The organism is Rubneribacter badeniensis, from assembly GCF_002899695.1.
Classification (GTDB): domain Bacteria; phylum Actinomycetota; class Coriobacteriia; order Coriobacteriales; family Eggerthellaceae; genus Rubneribacter; species Rubneribacter badeniensis.
Window position 1 is genome coordinate 1 of the sequence record NZ_PPEL01000053.1, and the last position, 22,457, is coordinate 22,457.

Consider the following 22,457-nt stretch of genomic DNA (forward strand, 5'->3'; position numbering starts at 1 on the left):
CGCAGCAGCAGGGGCAGCCGCTCGCGCCGTCGCCCCCAACACCGTGGCGTTCGCCGGCGGCGCGCAGGGCGCGACGCCGGTTCCCGCGCAAAGCGCCGTGCGGGCGCGCCTCGTGGACGCCTCGAGCAACCGCGCCTACGACCTGGCCGCCGCGCGCGTGCTCATCGGACGCGAGTCGAAGAACGACGTGACACTGCACGACATGAACGCCTCGCGCACGCATGCGGAGCTAAGGCGCGACCCCTCGGGCGTGTGGGTGCTCACCGACCTCGGCTCCACGAACGGCACGTTCGTGAACGGCCGCGAGATCACCACGCAGCCACTTTCCGACGGCGACCGCATCACCATCGGCGTGACGAACCTCGTGTTCACGCAAGCCTAAGCGGAAACGGAAGGATCGCTCGTGATCGACGTCGTACTGCTCATCGTCCGCTTGCTGTTCGTTGCGCTTTTGTACCTGTTCCTGTTCGCCCTCATGAAATCGGGCATCGGATTGGTGCGCGGCCAGCGCAAGAAGGAGCGCACGTGGAACCTGTCGGTTGAGCGCGGGCCGAAGGAGCTGCGCGGCGTGTCCATCGTGGTGCGCGGGCCCGTCATCGTGGGCCGCAACCCCGGAGCCGACATTGTCATCGGCGCGGGATACGTGTCGGGCCGCCATGCGCGCTTCAGCCTCATGGGGCAGAACCTGTTCGTTGAAGACCTCGGCTCCACGAACGGCACCGCCGTGAACGGCCAGCTCATCTCCGAGCCGATCGCGCTTCGCAGCAACGACGTCGTCAACGTGGGCGACGTGGCCATCCGCGTGAGGTTCGCCTGATGGCCGCCGAGCGCTCGTACAAGTCCACGCCGCGCACGCGCAAAGGTGCCCTCACCACTTTCGGCAGCCGCACCGACATCGGCTGTTTGCGCGACCACAACGAGGACAGTCTGGTGGTGGCCCCGCCGCTGTTCGTGGTGGCCGACGGCATGGGAGGCCATGCCGCGGGCGAGGTGGCGTCCGAGATAGCGGTGGGCGTGATCGCCGATCTGGCGCCCGAGCATCCCGACGGCGAGGCCCTTGCGCACGCCGTGAAGGAGGCGAACCGCGCCGTCATCCAAGCGGCCCGCGAAGGCCGCGGCCGCGAAGGCATGGGCACCACTGTGACCGCCGCTTTGCTGGAAGGCGAGCGGCTCGTCATCGCCCAGGTGGGCGACTCGCGCGCCTACCTGCTTCATCAAGGAAAGCTCCAGCAGCTCACGCGCGACCACAGCCTTGTGGCCGACATGATCGAGGCGGGCCAGCTCACGACCGAAGAGGCGCGCACGCATCCGCAGCGCTCCGTGATCACGCGCGCCCTCGGCAGCGACCTACACCTTCAACCCGATATCTACGAGATCAACGTGGAGACGGGCGACCGTCTGCTCATTTGCTCCGACGGGCTGTCGGGCATGGTGGACGACGAGGGAATCGAACACACGCTGCGGCGCGTCCAAGACCCGCAGCGCTGCGCCTCGCAGCTCGTGAACGAGGCCGTCGCGAACGGGGGCCATGACAACGTCACCGTCATCGTGGCCGACGTGACCGGCTTCGCCGAAGTGCGCCGCAAGAAGATGGCGCGCAAGACGAAGGTGTTCGTCGCCTTCGTGCTGCTGCTGTTCGCCGCCATCGTGGCCGGCACGGCCTGGGGCGCGAAAACCTACCTGGACACGACGGCCTTCCTGACCGAGGACAATGGCAAGGTGGCCATCTACCGCGGCATGCCCGGATCGCTGCTCGGGCTCTCGTTCTCGCACTACGAGCGCACCACCGACGTGGCTGTCGACCAGCTGCAACCCGGCGTGGCGAACCGTCTGAAAGCCGGCATCCGCGTGGACAGCGTCGCCGACGCCGAAGCGCTCGTGAAAGAGTACGAGGAGGAGATATCCAACCGCGCGGCGTCTTCCAACGCGGACGCGAAAAACTCGGGCGGCGAGGACGGCGCGAAGGACGCGAGCGGCGCGAAGGACGACGGCAGCACAAGCGGCGCGAAGGACGCGCCCGCCGACGCCGCCGACGCCCCGAACGCCAACACCGCCGACGACGCGGCAGCCGCCGCCGAGCGAGGTGACGCCTCGTGACGCGCCGCAACCTCGAACTCGTGCTGCTGTGCGTGGCCGCGCCCCTCGTGGTGCTGCTGTTCGCCATGATCGCCCTCAACCAGGGGCAAGCGCTCGACATGAACACGCTCGGCGTGCCCGCGGGCATCTTCGTGGCGTTCGTCATCGCGCACATCGCCACGCGGCGCTTCGCCCCCGGAGCCGATCCGGCGCTTTTGCCCATCGCGTTCGCGCTGTCGGGCATCGGCATCGCGTTCGTCACCCGGCTCGCGCCCGACCTGGCCGTCAACCAAGTGATGTGGCTGTTCTTGGGCGTTGCCTTCATGGTGCTGGTGCTGGCCTTCGTGCGCAACTTGGACAAGGTGGCCAACTACAAGTACACGCTCATGATCGTAGGCTTCCTGCTGCTGCTCTCACCGCTTGTGCCGGGCCTGGGCCAGGAGATATACGGCAGCCGCATCTGGCTGAGCCTGGGCGGGTTCTCGTTCCAACCAGGCGAGATCGCCAAGATCATCATCGTGCTGTTCCTTGCGGGCTACCTTGCGCAGAACCGCGAGATGCTCTCCGTGTTCACCGTGCGCGTGGGACCCTTCAGGCTACCCGACATCCGTACGCTGCTGCCGCTCATTCTCATGTGGGGCGTCGCGCTGCTCATCGTGGTATTTGAAAAGGACCTCGGCAGCGCGCTCGTTTTGTTCTTTATGTTCCTCGTCATGCTGTACGTGGCCACCGGCAAGAAGTTCTATCTGGCCATCGGATTGGGCCTCATCGCCGTGGGCGGCGTGGGCGCGTTTCTGGCGTTCGACCACGTGCAAGTGCGCGTGAACACCTGGCTCGATCCGTTCGCCGACGCGCAGAACACCGGCTACCAACTCACCCAGGCCATCTACTCCATTGCCGACGGCGACCTGTTCGGCGTGGGGCTGGGCAACGGCCTGGCCGAGCAGATCCCCGTCGTGGAGAGCGACTTCATCTTCGCCGACATCGCCGAAGAGATCGGCCTTCTGGGCGCAGCCGGCGTGCTGCTTTTGTTCCTGTGCTTCGCCATCCGCGGGTTCGTGACGGCGGCGCGCGCGAAAAGCGACGTGAGTTCGTTTGTGGCCGTGGGCCTCACCTCGGTCATCGTGCTGCAAGCGTTCATCATCGTGGGCGGTGTGACCAGGCTCATCCCGCTCACCGGCATCACGCTGCCCTTCATCAGCCAAGGCGGCTCGTCGCTTCTGGCCAGCTTCATCATCGTGGGCCTCCTCTTGCGCTGCGGCGACGAAGGCACGGGCGTCGGCCAGGAGATGACGAGCGCCACCAGCTCGCTTCACGCGAACAGCGTGCTGGGACGCGTGTCGCTGGGCAAGCGCCTGTCGCACTCCATGCTGTTCTGCTCGGCGCTGTTCGCGCTGCTCGTGGCCAACCTCACCATGATCATGGTGGTGCAAGCCGACTACTACCAGAGCATGCCCGGCAACAACCACTCCCTCGCCAAGGAAGCGCGCACCGAGCGCGGCACCATCTCCACCTACGACGGCGTCGTGCTCGCGCAGAGCGTGCCCACCGAAGACGGCACTTTCGAGCGCGTCTACCCCGCGGGCGACCTCGCGAGCCAGGTGGTGGGCTACTCGTCAGCCCGGTTCGGCACGTCCGGCATCGAGCAGGCATACAACGACACGCTCAAGGGCAAGGAGAACTTCGCCTCGTGGACCGACGTGCTGAACTCGTTCGCCGGCATCGGAGGAGCGGGCAACGACGTCGCTCTCACGCTGAACTCGAAGATCCAGCAAGCGGCCCAGGACGCGCTCTCCGGCGAGACGGGCGCGTGCGTGGTGATGGATCCCGACACAGGGGCCGTCCTCGCCATGGCCTCGTCGCCCACCTACGACGCGGCCGACTTCGAAACGGTCATCGAACAGGCCAACGCCGACTCCTCCGACACGCGCCTCATCAACCGCGCCATCCATGCGCTGTACTCGCCCGGCTCGACGTTCAAGATCGTGTCGCTGGCCACCGCGCTCGAGGACGGCGTGGCCGACGAGGACACCGTCTACGACGCCCCCGGCAGCATGGAGATCGGCAACGCCGACGTGGTGAATTTCGACGGCAACAGCTACGGGCGGCTCACGTTGGCCCAGGCCACCGAGCTGTCGGCCAACACCGCGTTCGGCCAGCTGGGCGTCGAGATGGGCGCGGACGCGCTGGTTGCGGGCGCCGAGGACTTCGGCTTCAACAAGGACATCGAGTTCGCCTTGACGCTCTACACGTCGCTCATGCCCGACCCCGACGACATGACGGAGTGGGAGACGGCCTGGGCCGCCGCCGGCGAGAACGTCGGCGAGAACAAGACGGCCAACCATCCCAGCCCCAACGGCCCTCAGGCCACCGTGCTCGAGATGGCGCTCGTGGGATCGGCCATCGCCAACGACGGCACCATCATGCAGCCCTACCTCGTCGACGGCATCTACAACGCCAACGGCGAGCGCAGCTTCACCGCCCAGCCCACCAAGCTCATGCAAGCCGTCAGCGAGACGACCGCCGGCCGCGTGCGCGATGTCCTCGTGGGCGTGGTGAACAACGGCACCGGCACCGACGCCGCCATCGACGGCGTGCAGGTGGCGGGCAAGACCGGCACCGCCGAGAAGGTGGACGGCAACGACAGCTGGTTCGTCGGCATGGCGCCCGCCGACGACCCGCGCGTGGTGGTGGCCCTCATCATCGAGGACGGCGAAGAGGGCGTGGGCGCGCAGAAAGCGCAGAATGTATTGAAAACGGCCTTGGAAGTACAAGGGCTTTTGTAAGTAAGGTATGCTGGAACGTGGCACCTCGAACCCCAAACGCCGCACAAACCAGCAGGTAGCCCGAAGGAGCAAAACGTGACCGGAAGCATGATAGGCAGAGTGTTCAACAACCGCTACCAGATCACCGAGCGCATCGGGATCGGCGGTATGGCGGAGGTGTACCGCGCGCAGGACAACGTGCTGGGCCGCCTCGTCGCCGTCAAGGTGATGCTGCCTCAATACGCGGCCGACCCCGCCTTCACCCAGCGCTTCAAGCAAGAGGCCGCCGCCGCCGCGAACCTGCAAAGCCCCTACATCGTGAACGTGTACGATTGGGGCCAGGACGACGGCACCTACTACATCGTGATGGAGTTCGTGCGCGGAAGCGACCTCAAAACCGCCATCAACGAGCGCGGCGCCATCAACCAGCGCAAGATGGCCGAGATCGGCTCGCAGGTGTGCCAAGCGCTTTCCGTCGCGCACGGGCTGGACATCATCCACCGCGACATCAAGCCGCAGAACATCATGGTGCAGCCCGACGGCAACGTGAAGGTGATGGACTTCGGCATCGCGCGCGCGAAGAACTCCGTGAAGACGCAAACCTCCAGCGTGCTGGGCACGGCGCACTACATCTCCCCCGAACAGGCGCAGGGCAAAGAGCTCACCGCCGCGAGCGACATCTACTCGCTCGGCATCGTGCTGTACGAAGGCGCCACCGGGCGTCTGCCGTTCGACGGCCCCGATGCCGTGAGCGTGGCCATGAAGCAGGTGAGCGACCAGCCCGTGCCGCCGCGCGAGATCAACCCCGACATCGATCCGGCGCTCGAGGCCATCATCATGAAGGCCATGGCGAAAAACCCTGCCGAGCGCTTCGCCACCGCCAAGGACATGCGCCTTGCGCTCAACGACTACCTGGCCGGCCGGCCCGTCAACCTGGGCGGCGGCTTCACGAGCGCCGAGACGCGCGTCATGGGCGGCGTCGTGCCCCCCATCGGCGCAGCCGGCGGCGATGGCACGGCCGTCATGCCCGCCGTGGGCGGCATGAACCCGGCTGGCGGCACGCCGGGACAGCGCTCCTACCGCTCCGACAACACCGGAAAGAAGGGGCCGAACAAGAAGGCCATCGCCATCGTGGTGGCGCTGGTGGCGGCGCTCGCCCTCGTGGCGGTTGCCGCAGGTGCCCTTATGGGCGGCGGCCAGAAGGGCGACCCCGTGCCCGACGTGGTAGGCAAAACCGTCGAAGAGGCCACGCAGCTTATCGAGGACGCGGGCTTCGAGGTGGGCACCGTCGAAGAGGTCTACGACGAGAAGGTGGAAGCCGGCAAAGTCGTCAGCCAAGATCCGAAAAAGGGCGATAAGCGGGAGAAGGGCTCGAAGGTCAACCTCAAAGTGTCGCAAGGCGCTCAGGAGATCGAAGTTCCCGACCTCACGAACATGACCGCCGAAGAGGCGCGCCAAGCGCTCACCGTTGCCGGGCTCAAGTACAAGTCGGGCGAGGCGGGCTACTCGGATTCGGTTGAGAAGGACCGCATTTACAAGCAAGACCCCGTCGCCGGCTCATCGGTGTCCAAGGGCGCTGAGGTGACCTATTACCTGTCGCTCGGCTCTGAAGGTGTGACAGTGCCCAATGTGGTGGGCCTGTCGCTCAACGACGCCATCAAGAAGATCAACGACGTCGGTTTGCTCGTGAACGAAAGCTACACCTACGAGGAAAGCGATGAGCCGAAGAACACCGTGCTCAGCCAGAACCCGGCAAGCGGCAAACTGAAGGAAGGCGACGTCATATCCCTCACGCTCAGCTCCGGCCCGAAAGCAACCACCTACACCGTGGCCGTGAACTCCAACGGCGGCGGTTCGGTGAGCACAAGCGCCAGCTCGGTGGAGGAAGGCGGCTCGGTGACCATCACCATCACGCCGAACAGCGGCTACGAAGTGGCATCGGTGCGCGGGCTTGACGACGTTCCCGCCAACGGCGGCACGTTCACGGTGCAGAACGTCACCAGCAACATGACCATCAGCGTCGAGTTCCGGCAGGTATCGTCATCGACCAATCCGGGCACGGACGACAACGATACGCCGAATCCCGCTTCGTAAGGATTTCGGGAACAGCGGCAGCGGCGGTCGAGCGCTCATCGCCGCCGTTATGCTACAATAGCCACCGCGCCTCCGTAGCTCAGGGGACAGAGCACCGCTCTCCTAAAGCGGGTGTCGGCCGTTCGAATCGGCCCGGGGGCACCACTGGAAATCGCAGGTCATCGGTTGTTTCACAGCCGGTGGCCTGTTTTGGTTTTCTGCCTCAGCGGACGTCATGCGTTGCTGATACTGCCTCCCGCCACGGCGACGTCATTGGCGTGGAGCGAAGCCGCGCATATACTACCGAATGCTAAGCGCCCGAACGGCACGTAGTTACCTCCCTCGTGCGTTTTGCTTTGCATGCGGAAGTTCGTTGGCTAGCAGAGCAGCCCCCTCCCGCCATCCTACCTCGGCCTCTCGGCCTCGCCACACAGGCAATAACGCCCACTGCGCCCGCTCCCAACGGGCGACCCGGCGCACGACCCTGGTGCGCTCCTCGCTCCGCGCCGCACTCTGCGTCGTACCGCACTACGGTGCCCTCGTCGCGCCGCACCACGGTGCCCGACTTCCCCTCGCCCCACGCTATGCCGCGCCGCGCACCGCGGCACCGCGCCGCGCCGCTCGCGCCCTCATTCGTATTCGCGACGTGCGCCTCCCACGAGCATGAGCCGCACGCAGGTGCCGCTCCCCAGCTCGCTTTCAACCTCCATATGCGTTCCCGGGCCGAAATGGCCGCAGATGCGGTCGCGCACGTTCTTCACCGCAATGCCCAAGCCCGTCGACGACTCGGGATGCAAAATGTTCAGCCGCGCCTCCTCGGTCATGCCCACACCGTTGTCGCTCACGCTCACGATCACGTCGTCGCCGTCCACCTCGGCCGTCACGGAGATCAGCAGCTTGCCTTCCGACGGCATGGCATGGCGCACTGCGTTCTCCACCAACGGCTGGATGAGAAACGGCGGGATGAGCATGTCGTTCACGCGAGGATCAACGTCCACGTCCATCTCCACGCGATCGGCGCCGAAACGCGCCACCTCGAACGTGAAGTAGCGTTTCGTCTGCTCCATCTCGCGCGCGAACAAGATGAGGTCCGCAGAATCCTCGAGCGTGCGCCGATAGAACACCGCGAACTCGCGCAACAACGTGCGCGCCATCTCGGGATCGGTGCGGATGAACGAGGCGATGGTGTTGATGGTGTTGAACAGGAAATGGGGGTTGATCTGGCTTTGCAGCATCTTCAGCTCCATGCTGGTGGCCAGCTTCGTCTGCTCTTCGAGCGCAGCGGCCGCCATCTGGGTGGACAGCAGCTGGCCAAAGCCCTCCGCGATGGACTTCTGCGTCTCGCTGATGTGATTGGCGCGACGGTAGTAGAACTTGAGCGTGCCGGCCACGGTGCGCCCCATGAACAACGGCACGATGATGGCGGCCTTGATGCTCGTGGACTCTTTGGGAAAGCCGATGTCCTCGGGCGTGAACAGGATGCGCATCTTGCCATCGGCCAACGTGGCGTGCGTGGCATGCGTGCGAATGTAGCTGCCCGCCGGATTCTGCGCCTCTTCAGAGCCGGCATAGCCAAGGATCCGCTCTTTGTCGGTGATGGCCACGGCAATGGCGGCGGTGGACGGCAGCAGAAGGCCGCATATCTTCTGCGCCGATTCGCTGTTCAGCCCGTCGTTCATGCACGCAAGCGTTTGACTGGCCAGCTTGAGCATGGCATCCGACTGGCGAGCGCGCACGGAATCGGGATCCATGAGCAGTCGGATGACCACCACGATCGACAGCGTGAAAATGGCTCCGGCGCACAAGAGCACGGCCACGTTGCGGTCTTTCGCGACGATGTTCCACATGAGCACCAGCCCCGACAGCACCGCGACGGTGAACATGAACATCTCAAGCGTGAAGAAGCGCGGCAAAGCAGCGCGCGCTTCACTGGGTTCTTGCTGCATGGCACCTCCCATTGGCGAACAGCGCGACGGCATCACGCGCGCAGACGGCACGCGGCCGCGCTCGCGTTGCAGCCGGCTTTTGCTCTGGGCCCTCTTCCTGCGATTGTCTGCGCCCGTGCAACGGGCAAACCCGTCTGCGCATGCGAGCGCATGTCGAACCGCGTCGCTACAGTATACCGAATTCGTTGACCACCAGCAGGGCTGCGGCCACCAAGAGGAACCCTCCGAAGATGAAGCGGAGCGTGCGCTCGGGCACCACGCGCACGAGCCGCGCGCCGACAACGGCACCGGGAACCGTGCCCACCACCACGGCGATACCCGCAGCGTAGTTGATGTTGCCGAGCAGCGCCTGTTCGATGACGCCGGGAACGGCGAGGATCATCACGGCGATGAGCGACGTGCCGGACGCCTGGCGCATGGCGATGCCCACAAGCGACAGCATGAGCGGCACCATGATGAAGCCGCCGCCCACGCCCACGTACCCCGAAGCCAATCCCGCGATCAAGCCGATGCCCACGCCGATGAGCAGCTGCTTGCGCGTAAGTTTGGTTTCACCATTCTGACGAGCAGTGGAGGGGCTTGACGCCGCAGCCGCCTCCGACGGCGAGCCTTGCGGCTCCCGTCCCTCCGCGCATGCTACGGTGCCCTTCGTCGGGCTCTCTCCGCGATCTCCGGCATCGGGCACGGCCTTGTCGGCATTGCGAGCGGCCTGCCCAACGTTGCGAGCGGCCTGCGGCTTCTTCATTTTGATGGCTTTTCCCAACATCTTCGCCGCCGACCATCCGATGATCAGCGCCGCCGCCGCCATAACGAGCCACGGGGGCGATATCTGAGCAAGCCACACCCCAATCGGCGAGGTTGCCGCTCCGCCGAGGCCCGCCGCAACGCCGAGCGCGGGCACGCACGTCTTGTGCCGCACATGCGACACCGCGCCCGAAACGGACGTGGGGATGATGGCGAACAGCGACGTGGCCGTGGACGTGACCGGGCTCATGCCGAACGCAAGCCGGAAGATGGGCACCATGATGGTGCCGCCGCCCACGCCGAGCAAGCCGGACAGGATGCCGATGCCCACGCCGGCCAGCGCCGGCAGGATGAACAGGGTGAGCACTTCCATCGACCGCCGCCTTTCCTCGCTGCGCTATTCCGCGATATTGAGGCGAATTTCGCTCGTCATGCCGGGGTCGATGCCCGCCGCAGCAACAGGCTGGGCAGCCTCGAAGCGATCGGCGCCCATGTCCATCTGGCGTCGCGCCGCCGACTGCATGAGGGCCGTGCGCAGGATCTGGTCGTTCTCCATGCGCGCCATGAGCTCGGGCCATACGAACTGGAACTCGAAGTACTTCGAGCAGTTGCGCTGGGCGTACGTGGTGGCCTCGCCGGTGGCCGCCTTCGCGGCCTTGCGGTACGCCCGCTTGTCGGGTCGCGCGAGGCTGCGCAGAAACGCCGTCATGCGGATGCGCTTCGTGATGCCCGGTTCCAGGAACGGACCCGGATACGGCTCGAGCGAGGACGGCTTCACCTGCAAGAGGTCGATCTGCGTGCGGCTGTACTCCATCTTGCGGTACTCGTAGAGCCACCGGAAGATGTCCTGGCGGAAGCGCGTACCCTCGCTTTCCGTCTCGGGCGGCAGGTGGCGCAGGCTCCATTGGTTGTCGAACCAGATGTCGGAGCCGTACATGCGCAGGTCGAGCATGTAGTCGAGATCCTCGCCGCGCGCGATCCACGGGTCGAACGACAGGCGCTTGAACGCCTCCTTATGCAGCGCCAGACAGCCGCCGCACACGTGGTTGCTGCGCGACAGGCGCGGGCTGCGCATGGCTTTCGCAATCATCTTGTTGAATGCCTTGCCCTGCTGCCAGAAATGGTTGTACCACTTGTCCTGGCTCTTCGACAGATACGACCCCTCCGAGTTGAAGTAGAAGCCCGTCTTGGCCAAGATGGGGATGCCCTTCTTCGTGAGCTTGCCCAAGCCGTACATGGCCTTCTGCAGAAAGTCGGCGTCGTCGATGACCTCGTCGTCGTCCAAGAACACGACCGAGTCGAACCCGAGCACATCGGCCAGCACCAAACCGAGGTTGCGCACCGCGCCGTACCCTGCCAAACCGATCTCCTTCTGCAGCTTGCCCAAGCCCAGCTGCTCCATGCGCTGCTGGACGAGCGCAAGCTCCGGCGCTCCCACGACGAGCGCGTTCAGCGTGGAGTAGCGGGAGACGACCCCTTGGATCTTCTCGACCGCCTGCATCTCGATGGACGGCTCGCTCACCACGAGCACGAGAATCTGCCCAAGGCCCCGCACCTTTTGAAGCGACGCCAGCAGACGGGGCAGCTCGCCAGGCTGCGAGATGGGCGTCGCGTGGTCGTACGTCGTGAGCACGCTGCCGCCCTCTCTGCGACGACGGGCCGAGACGAATGTGGGGATGACGATAACCGGGTTCATGCACGTCCTTCATTCGGGGGCGCGGTTTCGCAGACGCGCCTGTATCTTCCTCTGTGCAACCTTGTATTCTACCGGTTTCATCTCCAGAGCCGGTGCCCTTCACGTAAACAGCGAAGCCCCCGCTGCCTGGCTGTTATTTAGTGCGCGGTCTGTCCACACCCGGCTCGTTGTCCGAAAGGAGGGCGAAGGGCGTTCAAAGCCGAGAAGGCCACCATGCCGAAAAGCGCGCCTCGGACATCGCCCGCGCCCGTCGTCAGCGCCCGTCGCCCGTACCTTCGCTACAGAAGCGCCAAGGCACGCCCGAGCCGGCAAGCATCGCGCATAAGAAAGCCCTCCCCCGTCAAAGCAACTGGCATCGGCGGGAGCGATTCGCCTCCGGAGAGCGGAGCGCGTCCCGATGGCGAATCGCCCCAGACGCCCGCACCCCCGTCGTATCATCTTTGCTTTGACGGAGCCCAAGAAAAAGCGCGCCTCGTCCATCGAGCCATCGCCTTGCGCCAAAACAACGTCACCGAAGCCAATGGCCGCGGCCTTTCGCGTCCATCCCGATGTTTCACGTGAAACACTTGTCGCAATGGCTTAATACAATAGAACAAATGTTTCACGTGAAACTCGGTCGTCCAATCAGTCAAACGAGCGGCAAGGAGGGAGGGGGCACCGCAACTTCGAGAGCTTCAAGGCGATGCTCTTCCTGCGCCTCGGAAAGCTCTCGCTCGGAATTCCTGGAGAGTGTGGCACCCGCCAGGAACAGCGAAGGGCCCGCATTCGCGGAGCCGCCCGTTGAGACGAGAGGCCGCTTCGCATCCTCGCATCGCGCAGGGGCGCGCAATCGCGATGCACGGGATCGCGCCCTCGCGACGCGCGTTGTCAGCTCCGCTCCCCTCGCATCCATCGCGCGCCTTGCCGCCTCGCGCGAGTCTTCCCGCCGCCTTTCGATGCCCCGCCCACCTCACTCAAGTCTATCGAACTCCTGCGAGCGACAGGAATCAGCGTCGCAACCGGCTTCTCCACCTGAACGGCAAAAACCGAACGTCGGGCGCAGGGAAGAACGGCAGAAGGGAGACGCAGCTGGCAACCCCCCCCCCCCCAAGTCGTCGCTCGCGGGAGGGATGGGCCAAAAGAAATGGAGGAAAGAACCACGGAAAGGGGAAGCGGAACTGCTTCAAAGAAGCAAGTCCGCTTCCCGCGCCATCACTCGGCGCGCGCGGAAACCTTCTTCGCCACGCCGAAGCGCTTGAGGGCCCCGAGCAGCGGCAGCCCTAGTACGTACATGACAAGCGCCTCGCCCACGCCGGTGGCCACGACGCCGAACAGGTACATGGGCAGGTACAGCCCATCGAGTGCGATCGTGGTGAACGGAATGGTGTAGTAGCCCAAACCCTGCAGCAGGATCGGCAGGTACGCGGGCACGATGAGGGCGTTCGCGATCACGGGGCCGAGCAGCGCCAGTTTCGGACGCTCGCGCATCTTCCAGCACCACCATGCCCCTGCGAACGTCGCCAAGCTGCCGAACACCACGTCGAGCAGGCCGAGCGCGCCCGTGCCGTTGATGGCGAGCGCCATGAGGTTGGCGATGGCGCACCCCACGGTAAGCCCCGGCACCGCCGCCGGCGTGAGCGCTGCCAGCACGCACACCGCCTCCGAGATGCGGAACTGCACCGGCCCCCACGCAAGCCCCTGCAACAGCAGCAACGTCGCGAGGGTAGCCGCCGCGTACACCGCCGCGATCATGCCAGCTTGGGCGAGATAGGTCGTCTTCTTGTGAGCCATGGTTCTTCTCCTTGTCTCCGCGCGGCGCAGCAACACGGAGCAAGCGAACGCACCGCCCGACAAGGCGAGGAGCGAACGACGTTCCGCACGGCGCTGCCGCGAGCTATGGGCAACTGGTATTCCGCGAATGCAGGGCCCAACGATGCAAACGCGCAGCTTCCGCAGGATCGGCATGCACCCTAACCCCTCGAAAGCCATAGCGAAGTATAGCAGAAACGACCTCGCTGCCGCCGAACGCGCCCATGCCGACCTCGTCGTCACCAACGACAAGCAGTTGATCGGGCACGCCCCGTCGCAGCGATCACGCCGCAGGGGTTTCTTGCCCTTCTGGATGCGTTTTCTCGCGAAGAGAGGTGACGCCCGCGCGATCCGCAACCGCGCGGGCGCTGCGAGCGACAGCATAGCCGAGGAAGACGACCGAATACACGGCGACGCTCGTCTGCGCAGCGACGCCCCCGCGAAGAGCCGAGGGCAGCAGCATGAGCATGACATGCACGTACACGAGCCCGAAGAACGGGTATGCCCACAGCTGGACGCGCTTCCATGTCGTCCTGCTCATGCGCCGCTTCACCGCGTTGAACGAAGTCACGCCGAGCACCAGCAACAGAACGAAGAGCGCAAGCGCAACGACGAGCGCCGCCGCCACGTTCGCCTGCGCGAAACCCGACGACAGACGGGTCGCGTACGAGGCCAGGTACACCGCCATGTGCGCAAGCGACAGCAGCCACGCCACAATGGAGAGCTCGGCGCGAATGGGACGGAGCTGCTGGGCAACGCGCCCATCGCGCTTGAACACGCCGATGTACATCACGATGGCGAACAGCGCGGTTGCCAGGGTGCACTTGTGCAGCAGCAAAAACAGCGCATCGTCGAGCGCACCGGGCAGCCGCACGAACGACCCGACCACGAACAACACGTCAAGCGTGATCGCCAGCGCATAGAACACGCCCGGATGCGCCTTGATGATCCCTTTGCACAGCACGGCGAACACCGCGGCGCCGACGAGCACGAACAGAAACGTCATACGATCGCCTCCAACGCGGCAGCGCCGAGCACGGCGAGGGCCGCGTAGGGCTCGCCGTCCGCAAGCTCCTGCGTGCGACGCATGAACTGCGGCAACCATGCGAGCACGTGGTCGCGCGCGAACGTGCGGGCACGCTCGCCCCAGGCGACCGCCTCATCGTCCGCCATGCGCGAAAGCGCATCAGCCTGCTTCGCGAACAGGTACGATAGAAACTCGAACTCCTCGAACACGCTATCGCACGGCTCCTTGCGCCCGTTCTTCGCCACCACGCCGGCCTCGCGCATCTGGCGTTCGACGTCGAGCGTCACCGGAGAGCGGAACAAGGTCGGGATACCCGGCAGCTCGCGCTCCACGTGGAGGAACGCGCTTTCGTACGGGAAGACGGGCGTGCGACCACCCGGTGCAAGGTAGAGGCGGGAGTACGTTTTCCGCATGCGAGCGCACAGCTCGGCGGCATCGCCGCCCGCCCATGCGCGCAGACCATCGGCCACCTCTTGCGCCACAGCCTCGTCCGCGCCCGCATCGCGCAAACACGCCTCGGCATCGGCCGCGAGTGCGCCGTCGCACAATCCCGCAGCCAACCGCTCGTCCGGAAAGGAGAACGCGCTTGCCAGCAGCTCGCATACGTCGGCCCTGCCGACCGCCTTCTTCACACCATCTTGCCGCTCCATCGCTCCCCCCTTGTATTCGAGGGCGGCACCCGCACGGACGCCGCCCTCTTGATCGGTTACTGCAGATAGTACACGTTCGGCTTCGTGCCGGCCTCCTCTTGCAAAAACACCGTCTCGCGTCCCTCGATGGCCTTCGACACGTCCGACTCGGGATCATCGAGGTCGCCCCAGTAACGCGCGCGGCCCGGACACAGCTGCATGCACGCCGGCACCTCTCCGCGATCGATGAGGTTCTTGCAGAACGTACACTTCTCCACCGTGCCGCCCTTGTGCGGCGGGGCGTCGTACTCGCCCACCATCACCTCAAGGTAGTACTCCGGGTTCTTGATGAGCGTGCGCACGCCTTCGTACGGACACGCCTTGATGCACGACTCGCATCCGATGCACAACTCGCTGTCCACCGTCACGATGCCGCTTTCCTCGTCCTTGGCGGTCGCGCCGGTGGGGCACACCCCCACGCATGCCGGCTCTGCACAATGTTGGCACTGCACGGGAAGGAAGCTCATGGTGCAGTTGGGATACTCGCCCGCCGCGGTGTCCATGCTGTCACCGCCCACCGTGTTGATGCGGTTGTAGTGCACGTCTTTCGGCAGGTTGTTCGCCATTTTGCATGCTATCGCGCACGTGTGGCAGCCGATGCAGCGCGCCAGGTCGATGGCCATTCCATACCGTGTCATATCTCCCCCTTACCGCTTCTCGATGGCGACCGTGCAATCGAAGTACGCCTGATTCGAGCAGAACGGATTGCCTTCTTTGGTGAACAGCTCGGTGAAGCTGCCTTCGATGAACTCGTGAGCCTCCCAACCCTTCGGACATGTCGCCATGCCCTGCGGCAGACCCGGGTTGATCTGGGCCGTCAGCACGACGGAGCCCAGCTCGTTGTACGCCCGCACCTGATCGCCCGTCTGGATGCCGTACGTAGCGGCGTCGGTGGGGCTCAGCTTGATGAACGGCTCCGTGTCGATCTCTTTGAGCATGTCGGCTTCGAACCACTGGGTGTGCGTGCGGAAACGGCTGTGCTCGGAAAGCAGCTGGATGGGGTAGGTCTTGCGGCGCTCCTCGTCGCCCACCTGCAACGCCGGCTCCCAGTACGCCAGATGCTCCTTCGCGAGATCCCACCCTTCGGTGTAGGGGTTGCTGCCCACCGGATTCTCCACGTACAGCTCGGCGAGCTTGCTGGTGGTGGCGAACACACCGCCCTCGCCGTACACGTACGCCTCGCCTTCTTCGCCCGCTTGGCGCACGGCCTTCTTCTCCTTCAGCGTCGCCAAGTCGGCGCCCATGGCCTGGGCCTGCGGCGTCCGGAACATCTGCTCGAGGTACTCTTCCGTCGTGATCTTGAAGATGTCGCCGCACCCCACGCGCTCTGCCAGCTCGTTGAAGATGTCGATGTCGGCACGGCTTTCAAACGCGGGCTCGACGGCCTTCTCTTGGTACAGGCAGAAGGGATGCGTGGCGTACGAAACGAACACGTCCTCCTTCTCGAACCAATGGGCCACGGGCAGCACGATGTCGCAGTAGCGCATGGTGTCGGTCATGACCATGTCCGCGCCCACGAGGAATTCGCAGCGGTTCATCCAGCTGAGCGTGTCGTTGCGGTCGGCCATGTTGGTGACGGCGTTCGTGTGGCTGAACATGGCCATCTTGAGGTTGAACGGCTCGCCCGCGTACTCGCCCTCGTCGAAGGCCTTCGTGAGGAACGGGGCGTTGTACTTCGCCGCCTGACCCGGAGCGCCTTCCGGCGACGCGAGCACCGCGTTTCCCAAGCCGGAACCCAAGCATTCCTGGAATCCGCAGAACGCACCGGGCTTGCCCACGTTGCCCGTGAGGATGGCCAACGTGCCCAGGCAGCCTTGGCTCCAATGGCCGTTCCAGTAATGGTCGATGCCGAAGAACGTGTAGATGCTCGAAGGGGTGTTGCATGCGTACTGCTCGGCCACATCCCTGATGAGGTCTTCGGACACCCCGGTGATCTCCGCAGCACGGCTCACCGGGTACTCGGCGATGCGTTCGAGCAGAAGCGAGTACGCCGTGGTCGCTTTGATGCCGTTGACCTCGAACGTCCCCTCCAACTGGGGGTCGGCCACCGTCCCCACGACGCCCGTCGCGCCGTCCGCGCCCATGACAAGCGCCGTCGCGGCGTTTTTCGCATCCTCTGCGGACACCTCCGTGCCGTCGAGGTCGGCTTGGCGCAGGAACTTGCCGTCGGACTCTTTGACCAGGCACGGCGCCACGCTGTGCTCGCGCAAAAAGTCCAGGTCCTGCCATCCTTGTTCGACGATGTAGTTCATCATGCCGAGCGCGAGCGCGCCGTCCGTGCCCGACCTCACCGGAATCCACTGGTCGGAGCGCGCCGCCGTCTGGCTGAGCATCGGGTCGATGGCGATGAGCTTCGTGCCGTTGTCGCGCGCCTCCATGAGGAAGTGCATGTTCTGGATTTGGCTGATGGCGGGGTTCGCGCCCCAAATCAGAATGGTGCGGGCGTTCAACATGTCGGCCGGCTCGTTGCCCGAGGAGTAGTAGCCCATGCCCAGCAGGCGGCTTGTGGCAAAATTCGCCGCCGCGTCCACGGTCTGGTTGAGGTACGCGATGCCCGAAGCGGCCAGGAAGCGGCTCGTCACGCCGCCGGTGGACATGCCGTTCACCAATCCGTAATTGCCCGACCCGGTGAACAGGCCCACCGAAGCGGGGCCGAACTCCTCCACGTAGCCGTTCCACTTCTCGGCGATCTCGCCCATGGCCTCGTCCCAGCTGATGCGCTCCCACTGGTCGTCGCCGCGCTCGCCCGTCCGGCGCAAGGGATATTGCAGACGTTCTGCGCTGTAGATGCGATGCGGGTGGCTTAGCCCTTTCATGCAGATGCGGTTGTACTGCGGATCGGGCATCTCGCGCGCCGACGTGCGCACCACCTGCCCGTCGCGCACATGGATGTTCAGAAAGCACCCGCCCGCGCAGTTGCCGCGGCACACGCCGGAGAATATCTGAGTCTCGGGCGCTTCCTGCTGCTTCTCGTCCGTCTCTTCGAGGTCGCGCGTCTTGGGGCTGCAGCCAACCAGCGCCCCTGCCGCTGTCAACACCGCAGCGCCCCTGATGAAGCTCCTGCGGGTGAAACCATGCCTCGCTTGTTCAGCCATGCTTTCTCCTCTCGTCCGGATGGCCGAAAACGACCGAATCGCGCCCGACGCTGCAAAAGACGGCGGGAAGGGAATGCGGACTTCGCGACGCCGAGCGGGAAAAGCCTCGTCCCCCCAGGCTTTTCGCTGATCTTCACTCTACGGATTCGTTGGAGTTATTGCGATAAATCGGATATAAGTTTCGCGTTAAATAATCGTTAACCGGACATTAACGGAGCCGGTCATTTGCTTGTTTTCACGAATCGCACGCGTCGATTTCGCCGAGCCATCGGTTCACCTCGTCAACCGCCTCCCCTAACGACATGCCCAGTCGAACCGACGCGGCAGCGCTGCCGAAATCCTCGGCCCAATGCGGATACGCCCGCAACCTTGCCGGCCACATACGAACCGGGCATCCCAGCACGCGCGCTTCGTTTGCGCGCGATGCGAAGATATCCCGGATCGCCTCCCTGACCTCTTCCAAAGAAGGAGAGCCCGTGTTTTCGACAAGTCGCCTGAGAAGGACAAGGTCGACCACATCGCGAGGGCGCTCGTTGCGAAATAACGGAGGGTTATGCGGATTGGTGGCAGCATGCACCTTTTGCGCGATCTGATAGCTCATAGCCATACCTACCAGATATTCCGGCGTTGGCAAGCCGAATCCGGCAAGCTCAGGAGGAGTGACGTGTTCTTGCGATGAGCCTGCCTTTCCCTCGTCGGGGGCTATCTCCACCTTGACTCGTCGCCACATATCACCTCGAAGCGAAAGTAGCAGCTCGAACTTTCGCGGCTTTACTATGCGAGTGGGAACATGGATGAGCTCCGCACTTGTCCGAGCAAAGTTGATCGGCCCCCACGGCTCCGCCAAAACGTCATCGAGCGCATCGAGAAAGTCGTCCATATCTCCGGTGATTATGCCGTCCAAGTCTTTCGTAGCCCGCGAATCGAGACCGAGCTTATGCTGCAGAAGGGTGCCGCCTTTGAGGGCAAACCTGCTTGCGCCCGTTTCGCCCACCGTCTGCTGCAGCTTCGCCGTGGCAACCGTTGACGCGATAAGCCATCCAAGCCGCCCACCTTGGTCTATGCCCATGTCGTTTTCGGCGTGTGCTATCCACGAGTCGAGAACCCGCACGGTTCGCGGCTCCTTGTTCTTCGGCTTGAGAACGCTCAGCTTCCGAACCAGATCAAAACCGCCCTCGTTTTCCTCCTCACGCGTATCGGCCATCGAGCTCCCCCTCCAAAATCTGCGCTTCCTCGCGGGTGAGCAGTCGCTTTTGCTCACCGTCCTCTATCGCCTGACGCACCAAATACGTTGGCACGTCGGAGACGATGCACTGCTCGATGGCGCATGGCAGCGTGACGATGGGAACGCCGTGCCACCAGGCCCTCTGATCGGGGTCGACGTTCTGACGATGGAGCACGTACCCTTCGCCGCCGGATTTTGAGATGCGGCGATCCTTCCCCACCGTGACGTGGATCTTCGTCGGATTGATGTCGCACACCTCATATGCGTCAAGCGCCGTATCGTGACTCAGCGCCGCTTCTGGCGCACCCGTCCACAGGACTGCACGCATAAAGGCGCCGTACTGGGTTTCGGGGACTTGCGGCACGCGGTACAATCCATGCGCGACGCGCTCCAAACGGTTGCGCCTTGCCAAAGCCGCTAGCGAGTGCCTTGTAACCCCCGCTTCTTCGGCTTGCGCCGTCGTGACGAACCCATATTGATCGAGGGCAACGTCCCGCAGCTTTTCTATGTCGGTCATAAGGGTTATCATGCAAATATGTTAACATGACATTTACTTATTTGCAAAATTCAAAACCTTAACACCGTGTGAATATTTTGACAATTCCAGCAGACAATTCCAGCTGCCCGTCACTCCTTCACCCGATCGGCCATCTTGTAGCCAACGCGCTGGACGGTGAGGAGGTACTTGGGCTCGCTGGGATTCTCCTCGATCTTCTCGCGAATCTTGCGCACGAACACGGTGATGTTGTTCGTGGGCTTGCACCCGTCGTTGGATTCGCCCCAGATGTACTCTTGGATCTGCCCGCGCGTGAACACCTTGCCGGGATGCGCGGCCAGAAACGACACGATCTCGAATTCCTTGGTGGTAAGCGGCACAACACAGCCCTTCACGCGCACCTCGTACTCGCCGAACCGCACCTCCAAGTCGCCGATGCGCGCCACGCCCTCGCGATTGTGCGATCGCGCGAAGTCGATCGTGTCCTTATGTCGCCGGATGTTGGCCTCGATGCGCAGCAGCAGTTCGGTGGCATCGAACGGCTTGGTGACGTAATCGTCCCCGCCCGAGCGAAACCCGATGCTCTTGTCAACGATGTCGCATTTCGCCGAAAGGAAGATGATGGGGATGCGCCGCCCCTCCTCGCGGATGCGAGCGCATAGGTCGAAACCGTTCGTTCCGGGCAACATCACATCGAGCAAAAGCAGGTCGGGTTTCTCGCGTGCGAGCACCTTCATGCCCTCCTCAGCGTTCTTCGCGCCCACGTAAACGTAGCCGTTCGCCACCAGCAACCGCTCGATGGCTTGCTGCAGATTGTCCTCGTCGTCGATGAGCATCACCTTATACATCGTCTTCTCCTACGATCGCCTCTTCGGGCACCGTGATGGTGAACGTGCTGCCCTGTCCCAGCTCGCTGTCCACCGACACCGCGAACCCTTGCACGTCGGCGTACTCGCGCACGAGCGCCAACCCCAGCCCGCTTCCGTTGTACTTGCGCGTGGACGTGCTGTCCACCTGCACGAACCTCTCGAAGATGCGCTCCTGATCCTCCTGCGCGATGCCGATGCCGGTGTCGGCCATGGAAAGCGTCACCGTGCGCGAATCCGCGTCGTAGGCTGCGCGCAGCTCGACCGAGCCGCCGTCGGGCGTGAACTTGATGGCGTTGCTGGCAAGATTCTCCAACATGCGCGCGGTTTTCTCGAAATCGCCGAACACGAGCGGCACGTCGGAAGCCACGCTCGTGCGGAACGCCACCGCGTACTTCTGCGCCAGAGGCGCCATGGTGCTTCTGACCGACGCCACCACATCGCCCAAGTCCATCGGCTCGCGCGAAGCATGCACGGTGCCCGCGTCCGAACGCGCGATGTCCAGCATGTCGTTGATCATGGTGAGCAGGATCTGGCTGTTCTTCTCGATCTCCTCCCATGAACGGCGGTCGGCCTCGCGGTCCGGCCCGCACGCTTCGCGCGATATCTGCGCGAGCGTGATGATAGACGTGAGCGGCGTGCGCAGCTCGTGGTTCACCATGGAAAGAAGGTCGGATTTGAACTGGGTTTCCTGAGCCAGCTCGGCGTTCAGCCGTGCCAGCTTGTCGCGTTGGCGCTCCAACAGGTCGTTGGCTTCCTGCAGGTCGCTCGTGCGCATCTGCACCTGCGATTCCAGATGGCCGTACATGCCGCGCAGCTCACCCGCCATGTCGTTGAACCCGCCGAAGAGGTCGTCCACCTCCTTGGCGGCGCAACCTTCGGCGAGCGACGCGCCCAACCGCCCCGCACGCACCTCGCCGAACGCGCCGCGGAGGACGCGCAACGGACGCAGCACGAACAGCGTCGTGGCAACATAGACAATGGAGCCGATGACCACCGTGAGCAGAAGGAAGAACGCGATATCGCGCACCACGTTGTCGCGCAGCGCTTGCTGCTGCTGGTCGATGGGGATGACGATGCTGATGGCGCCGCCCACGCCGCCCTGCTCCCAGCCTTCCTTCTCGAAACCGGTGATATCCACCTCGCCTTTCGGCGAGCCGTGGCATTCCAGGCAGCTCTCGTCCACTTCGAGCGCTTGAACGTAGCGAAAGCGATCCTCCCCCTCGAAGGCGGCGATGCCGAACCGCTCGGTGACGGACGAATCGGCGTAGAACGCATCGAGCGCTTGCGCTTCGAACTCGTCGGGAACGTCCTGCTCGCTGCGCGGATTGAAGTTCGTGTAGCGGATGACGTAGTCGCTGCCCGCCGAGAACAGGCGGCCCACGCTCTTGCCCACCACCGCGCAATGCAGGCCCTTGAACTCGTAGATGCCGTCGGACGTGGTGTTGATGACGGTTTGCGAATTGTCCATGAACTGCCAGACGGCGTCCATCTCGCGCGCGAACGTGCGCGCCTCCTCGAGCAGGGCCGCCTCGGTTTGCTCCTGTTGCGTGTGGAAGTCGAACAGCGCGAACGCAAGGCACGACACGGCGAAGGCCACCGTCAAAACAGCCAGGTAGATGGTCTTCAGACTGAACGAGCGCTTCCCCATACGCGTCCCCACTTCGCCTCGTGCACCGCCGTGCGCGGCGTGCCGTCAACCGTAACACAAGCGGTTGCAGCGCGCAAAGCAAACTCCCCTGGGGAAGATGACGAAGTTTTAGCGGTCTTTAGCGGAACACCAGGTAAAACGGAGCTGCGCGATCAAAGTTCTAACACATAAAACTTTCGGACGGACACCGGAAGGGGGGTGCGGACGTTTTTCCGGACGGCCTAGGCGGCCAGCCCCAGCCGCCTCCTGCGGCCGGCTATCGTATCGTACACCTTGCGCCCTCCCTCGTCGAACGCCTTCAGCCTCCCCTCCCGGTACCA

17 protein-coding genes and 1 tRNA gene are annotated in these 22,457 nt (G+C 64.2%); 6 read left to right on the forward strand and 12 right to left on the reverse strand.

Annotated elements, in window-relative coordinates:
- The 6 genes from C2L80_RS08810 to C2L80_RS08835 all read left to right on the forward strand — a co-directional run.
- Positions 1-382: FHA domain-containing protein (locus C2L80_RS08810; protein WP_129589927.1), on the forward strand; the 382-nt coding region annotated here is incomplete at its 5' end.
- A gap of 21 nt (positions 383-403) precedes the next feature.
- Positions 404-817: an FHA domain-containing protein gene (locus C2L80_RS08815; RefSeq protein ID WP_087197172.1), complete on the forward strand. Its 414-nt coding sequence runs from the start codon at positions 404-406 to the stop codon at positions 815-817.
- Positions 817-2,097 carry a Stp1/IreP family PP2C-type Ser/Thr phosphatase gene (locus C2L80_RS08820; protein WP_087197170.1) on the forward strand — a complete coding sequence of 427 codons (1,281 nt, stop codon included), beginning with the start codon at positions 817-819 and terminating at the stop codon, positions 2,095-2,097. The genes C2L80_RS08815 and C2L80_RS08820 overlap by 1 nt, the downstream gene beginning before the upstream one ends.
- Positions 2,094-4,862, forward strand: a complete 2,769-nt coding sequence (locus tag C2L80_RS08825) for an FtsW/RodA/SpoVE family cell cycle protein (RefSeq protein WP_103263043.1) — start codon at positions 2,094-2,096, stop codon at positions 4,860-4,862. Before C2L80_RS08820 ends, C2L80_RS08825 begins: the two co-directional genes overlap by 4 nt.
- Positions 4,863-4,949: 87 nt before the next feature.
- Positions 4,950-6,935 (forward strand): Stk1 family PASTA domain-containing Ser/Thr kinase, encoded by a 1,986-nt coding sequence (gene pknB, locus C2L80_RS08830; protein WP_103263046.1) that lies wholly within the window; start codon positions 4,950-4,952, stop codon positions 6,933-6,935.
- A 68-nt stretch (positions 6,936-7,003) separates the two neighbouring features.
- A tRNA-Arg gene (locus C2L80_RS08835) sits at positions 7,004-7,079 on the forward strand.
- 464 nt (positions 7,080-7,543) lie between these two features.
- On the opposite strand, the gene C2L80_RS08840 is transcribed toward C2L80_RS08835, so the two are convergent.
- The 12 genes from C2L80_RS08840 to C2L80_RS08895 form a co-directional block, all read right to left on the reverse strand.
- Positions 7,544-8,860, reverse strand: a complete 1,317-nt coding sequence (locus C2L80_RS08840) for a sensor histidine kinase (protein WP_103263044.1) — start codon at positions 8,858-8,860, stop codon at positions 7,544-7,546.
- Positions 8,861-9,026: 166 nt separating this feature from the next.
- On the reverse strand, positions 9,027-9,977 hold the full coding sequence (locus C2L80_RS08845; protein WP_087197162.1) for a sulfite exporter TauE/SafE family protein: 951 nt from the start codon (positions 9,975-9,977) through the stop codon (positions 9,027-9,029).
- 24 nt (positions 9,978-10,001) lie between these two features.
- Positions 10,002-11,300 (reverse strand): glycosyltransferase family protein, encoded by a 1,299-nt coding sequence (locus tag C2L80_RS08850; RefSeq protein WP_087197160.1) that lies wholly within the window; start codon positions 11,298-11,300, stop codon positions 10,002-10,004.
- Between the two features lie 1,191 nt (positions 11,301-12,491).
- The gene (locus C2L80_RS08855; protein ID WP_103263045.1) at positions 12,492-13,070 is read right to left on the reverse strand and encodes a QueT transporter family protein; all 579 of its coding nucleotides are present in this window, start codon (positions 13,068-13,070) and stop codon (positions 12,492-12,494) included.
- A gap of 301 nt (positions 13,071-13,371) precedes the next feature.
- A complete protein-coding gene (locus tag C2L80_RS08860; RefSeq protein ID WP_087197156.1) occupies positions 13,372-14,094 on the reverse strand; it encodes a ferric reductase-like transmembrane domain-containing protein in 723 nt (240 codons plus the stop codon).
- Positions 14,091-14,765, reverse strand: a complete 675-nt coding sequence (locus C2L80_RS08865) for a TorD/DmsD family molecular chaperone (RefSeq protein ID WP_087197154.1) — start codon at positions 14,763-14,765, stop codon at positions 14,091-14,093. Before C2L80_RS08865 ends, C2L80_RS08860 begins: the two co-directional genes overlap by 4 nt.
- A 56-nt stretch (positions 14,766-14,821) precedes the next feature.
- Positions 14,822-15,442 (reverse strand): 4Fe-4S dicluster domain-containing protein, encoded by a 621-nt coding sequence (locus C2L80_RS08870; protein WP_092199059.1) that lies wholly within the window; start codon positions 15,440-15,442, stop codon positions 14,822-14,824.
- 9 nt (positions 15,443-15,451) lie between these two features.
- Positions 15,452-17,899 (reverse strand): molybdopterin-dependent oxidoreductase, encoded by a 2,448-nt coding sequence (locus C2L80_RS08875; RefSeq protein WP_092199056.1) that lies wholly within the window; start codon positions 17,897-17,899, stop codon positions 15,452-15,454.
- Between the two features lie 235 nt (positions 17,900-18,134).
- Positions 18,135-19,103: a nucleotidyl transferase AbiEii/AbiGii toxin family protein gene (locus tag C2L80_RS08880; RefSeq protein ID WP_087197149.1), complete on the reverse strand. Its 969-nt coding sequence runs from the start codon at positions 19,101-19,103 to the stop codon at positions 18,135-18,137.
- Entirely contained in the window at positions 19,087-19,653 is a 567-nt protein-coding gene (locus C2L80_RS08885; protein ID WP_087197147.1) for a type IV toxin-antitoxin system AbiEi family antitoxin domain-containing protein, read from the reverse strand. The genes C2L80_RS08880 and C2L80_RS08885 overlap by 17 nt, the downstream gene beginning before the upstream one ends.
- A gap of 98 nt (positions 19,654-19,751) precedes the next feature.
- Complete coding sequence (locus tag C2L80_RS08890) at positions 19,752-20,468, reverse strand: response regulator transcription factor (protein WP_087197145.1); 717 nt, start codon at positions 20,466-20,468, stop codon at positions 19,752-19,754.
- A complete protein-coding gene (locus C2L80_RS08895; protein ID WP_087197143.1) occupies positions 20,461-22,137 on the reverse strand; it encodes an ATP-binding protein in 1,677 nt (558 codons plus the stop codon). Before C2L80_RS08895 ends, C2L80_RS08890 begins: the two co-directional genes overlap by 8 nt.
- Positions 22,138-22,457 lie beyond the last annotated feature (320 nt).

Excerpts from the sequence above, each read along its gene's own strand:
- C2L80_RS08895 (WP_087197143.1), bottom strand. The coding sequence starts at position 22,137 with ATGGGGAAGCGCTCGTTCAGTCTGAAGACCATCTACCTGGCTGTTTTG.
- C2L80_RS08850 (WP_087197160.1), bottom strand. The coding sequence starts at position 11,300 with ATGAACCCGGTTATCGTCATCCCCACATTCGTCTCGGCCCGTCGTCGC.
- C2L80_RS08845 (WP_087197162.1), bottom strand. The coding sequence starts at position 9,977 with ATGGAAGTGCTCACCCTGTTCATCCTGCCGGCGCTGGCCGGCGTGGGC.
- C2L80_RS08875 (WP_092199056.1), bottom strand. The coding sequence starts at position 17,899 with ATGGCTGAACAAGCGAGGCATGGTTTCACCCGCAGGAGCTTCATCAGG.
- C2L80_RS08860 (WP_087197156.1), bottom strand. The coding sequence starts at position 14,094 with ATGACGTTTCTGTTCGTGCTCGTCGGCGCCGCGGTGTTCGCCGTGCTG.
- C2L80_RS08880 (WP_087197149.1), bottom strand. The coding sequence starts at position 19,103 with ATGGCCGATACGCGTGAGGAGGAAAACGAGGGCGGTTTTGATCTGGTT.
- C2L80_RS08820 (WP_087197170.1), top strand. The coding sequence starts at position 817 with ATGGCCGCCGAGCGCTCGTACAAGTCCACGCCGCGCACGCGCAAAGGT.
- C2L80_RS08855 (WP_103263045.1), bottom strand. The coding sequence starts at position 13,070 with ATGGCTCACAAGAAGACGACCTATCTCGCCCAAGCTGGCATGATCGCG.
- C2L80_RS08865 (WP_087197154.1), bottom strand. The coding sequence starts at position 14,765 with ATGGAGCGGCAAGATGGTGTGAAGAAGGCGGTCGGCAGGGCCGACGTA.
- pknB (WP_103263046.1), top strand. The coding sequence starts at position 4,950 with ATGATAGGCAGAGTGTTCAACAACCGCTACCAGATCACCGAGCGCATC.
- C2L80_RS08840 (WP_103263044.1), bottom strand. The coding sequence starts at position 8,860 with ATGCAGCAAGAACCCAGTGAAGCGCGCGCTGCTTTGCCGCGCTTCTTC.
- C2L80_RS08890 (WP_087197145.1), bottom strand. The coding sequence starts at position 20,468 with ATGTATAAGGTGATGCTCATCGACGACGAGGACAATCTGCAGCAAGCC.
- C2L80_RS08885 (WP_087197147.1), bottom strand. The coding sequence starts at position 19,653 with ATGATAACCCTTATGACCGACATAGAAAAGCTGCGGGACGTTGCCCTC.
- C2L80_RS08870 (WP_092199059.1), bottom strand. The coding sequence starts at position 15,442 with ATGACACGGTATGGAATGGCCATCGACCTGGCGCGCTGCATCGGCTGC.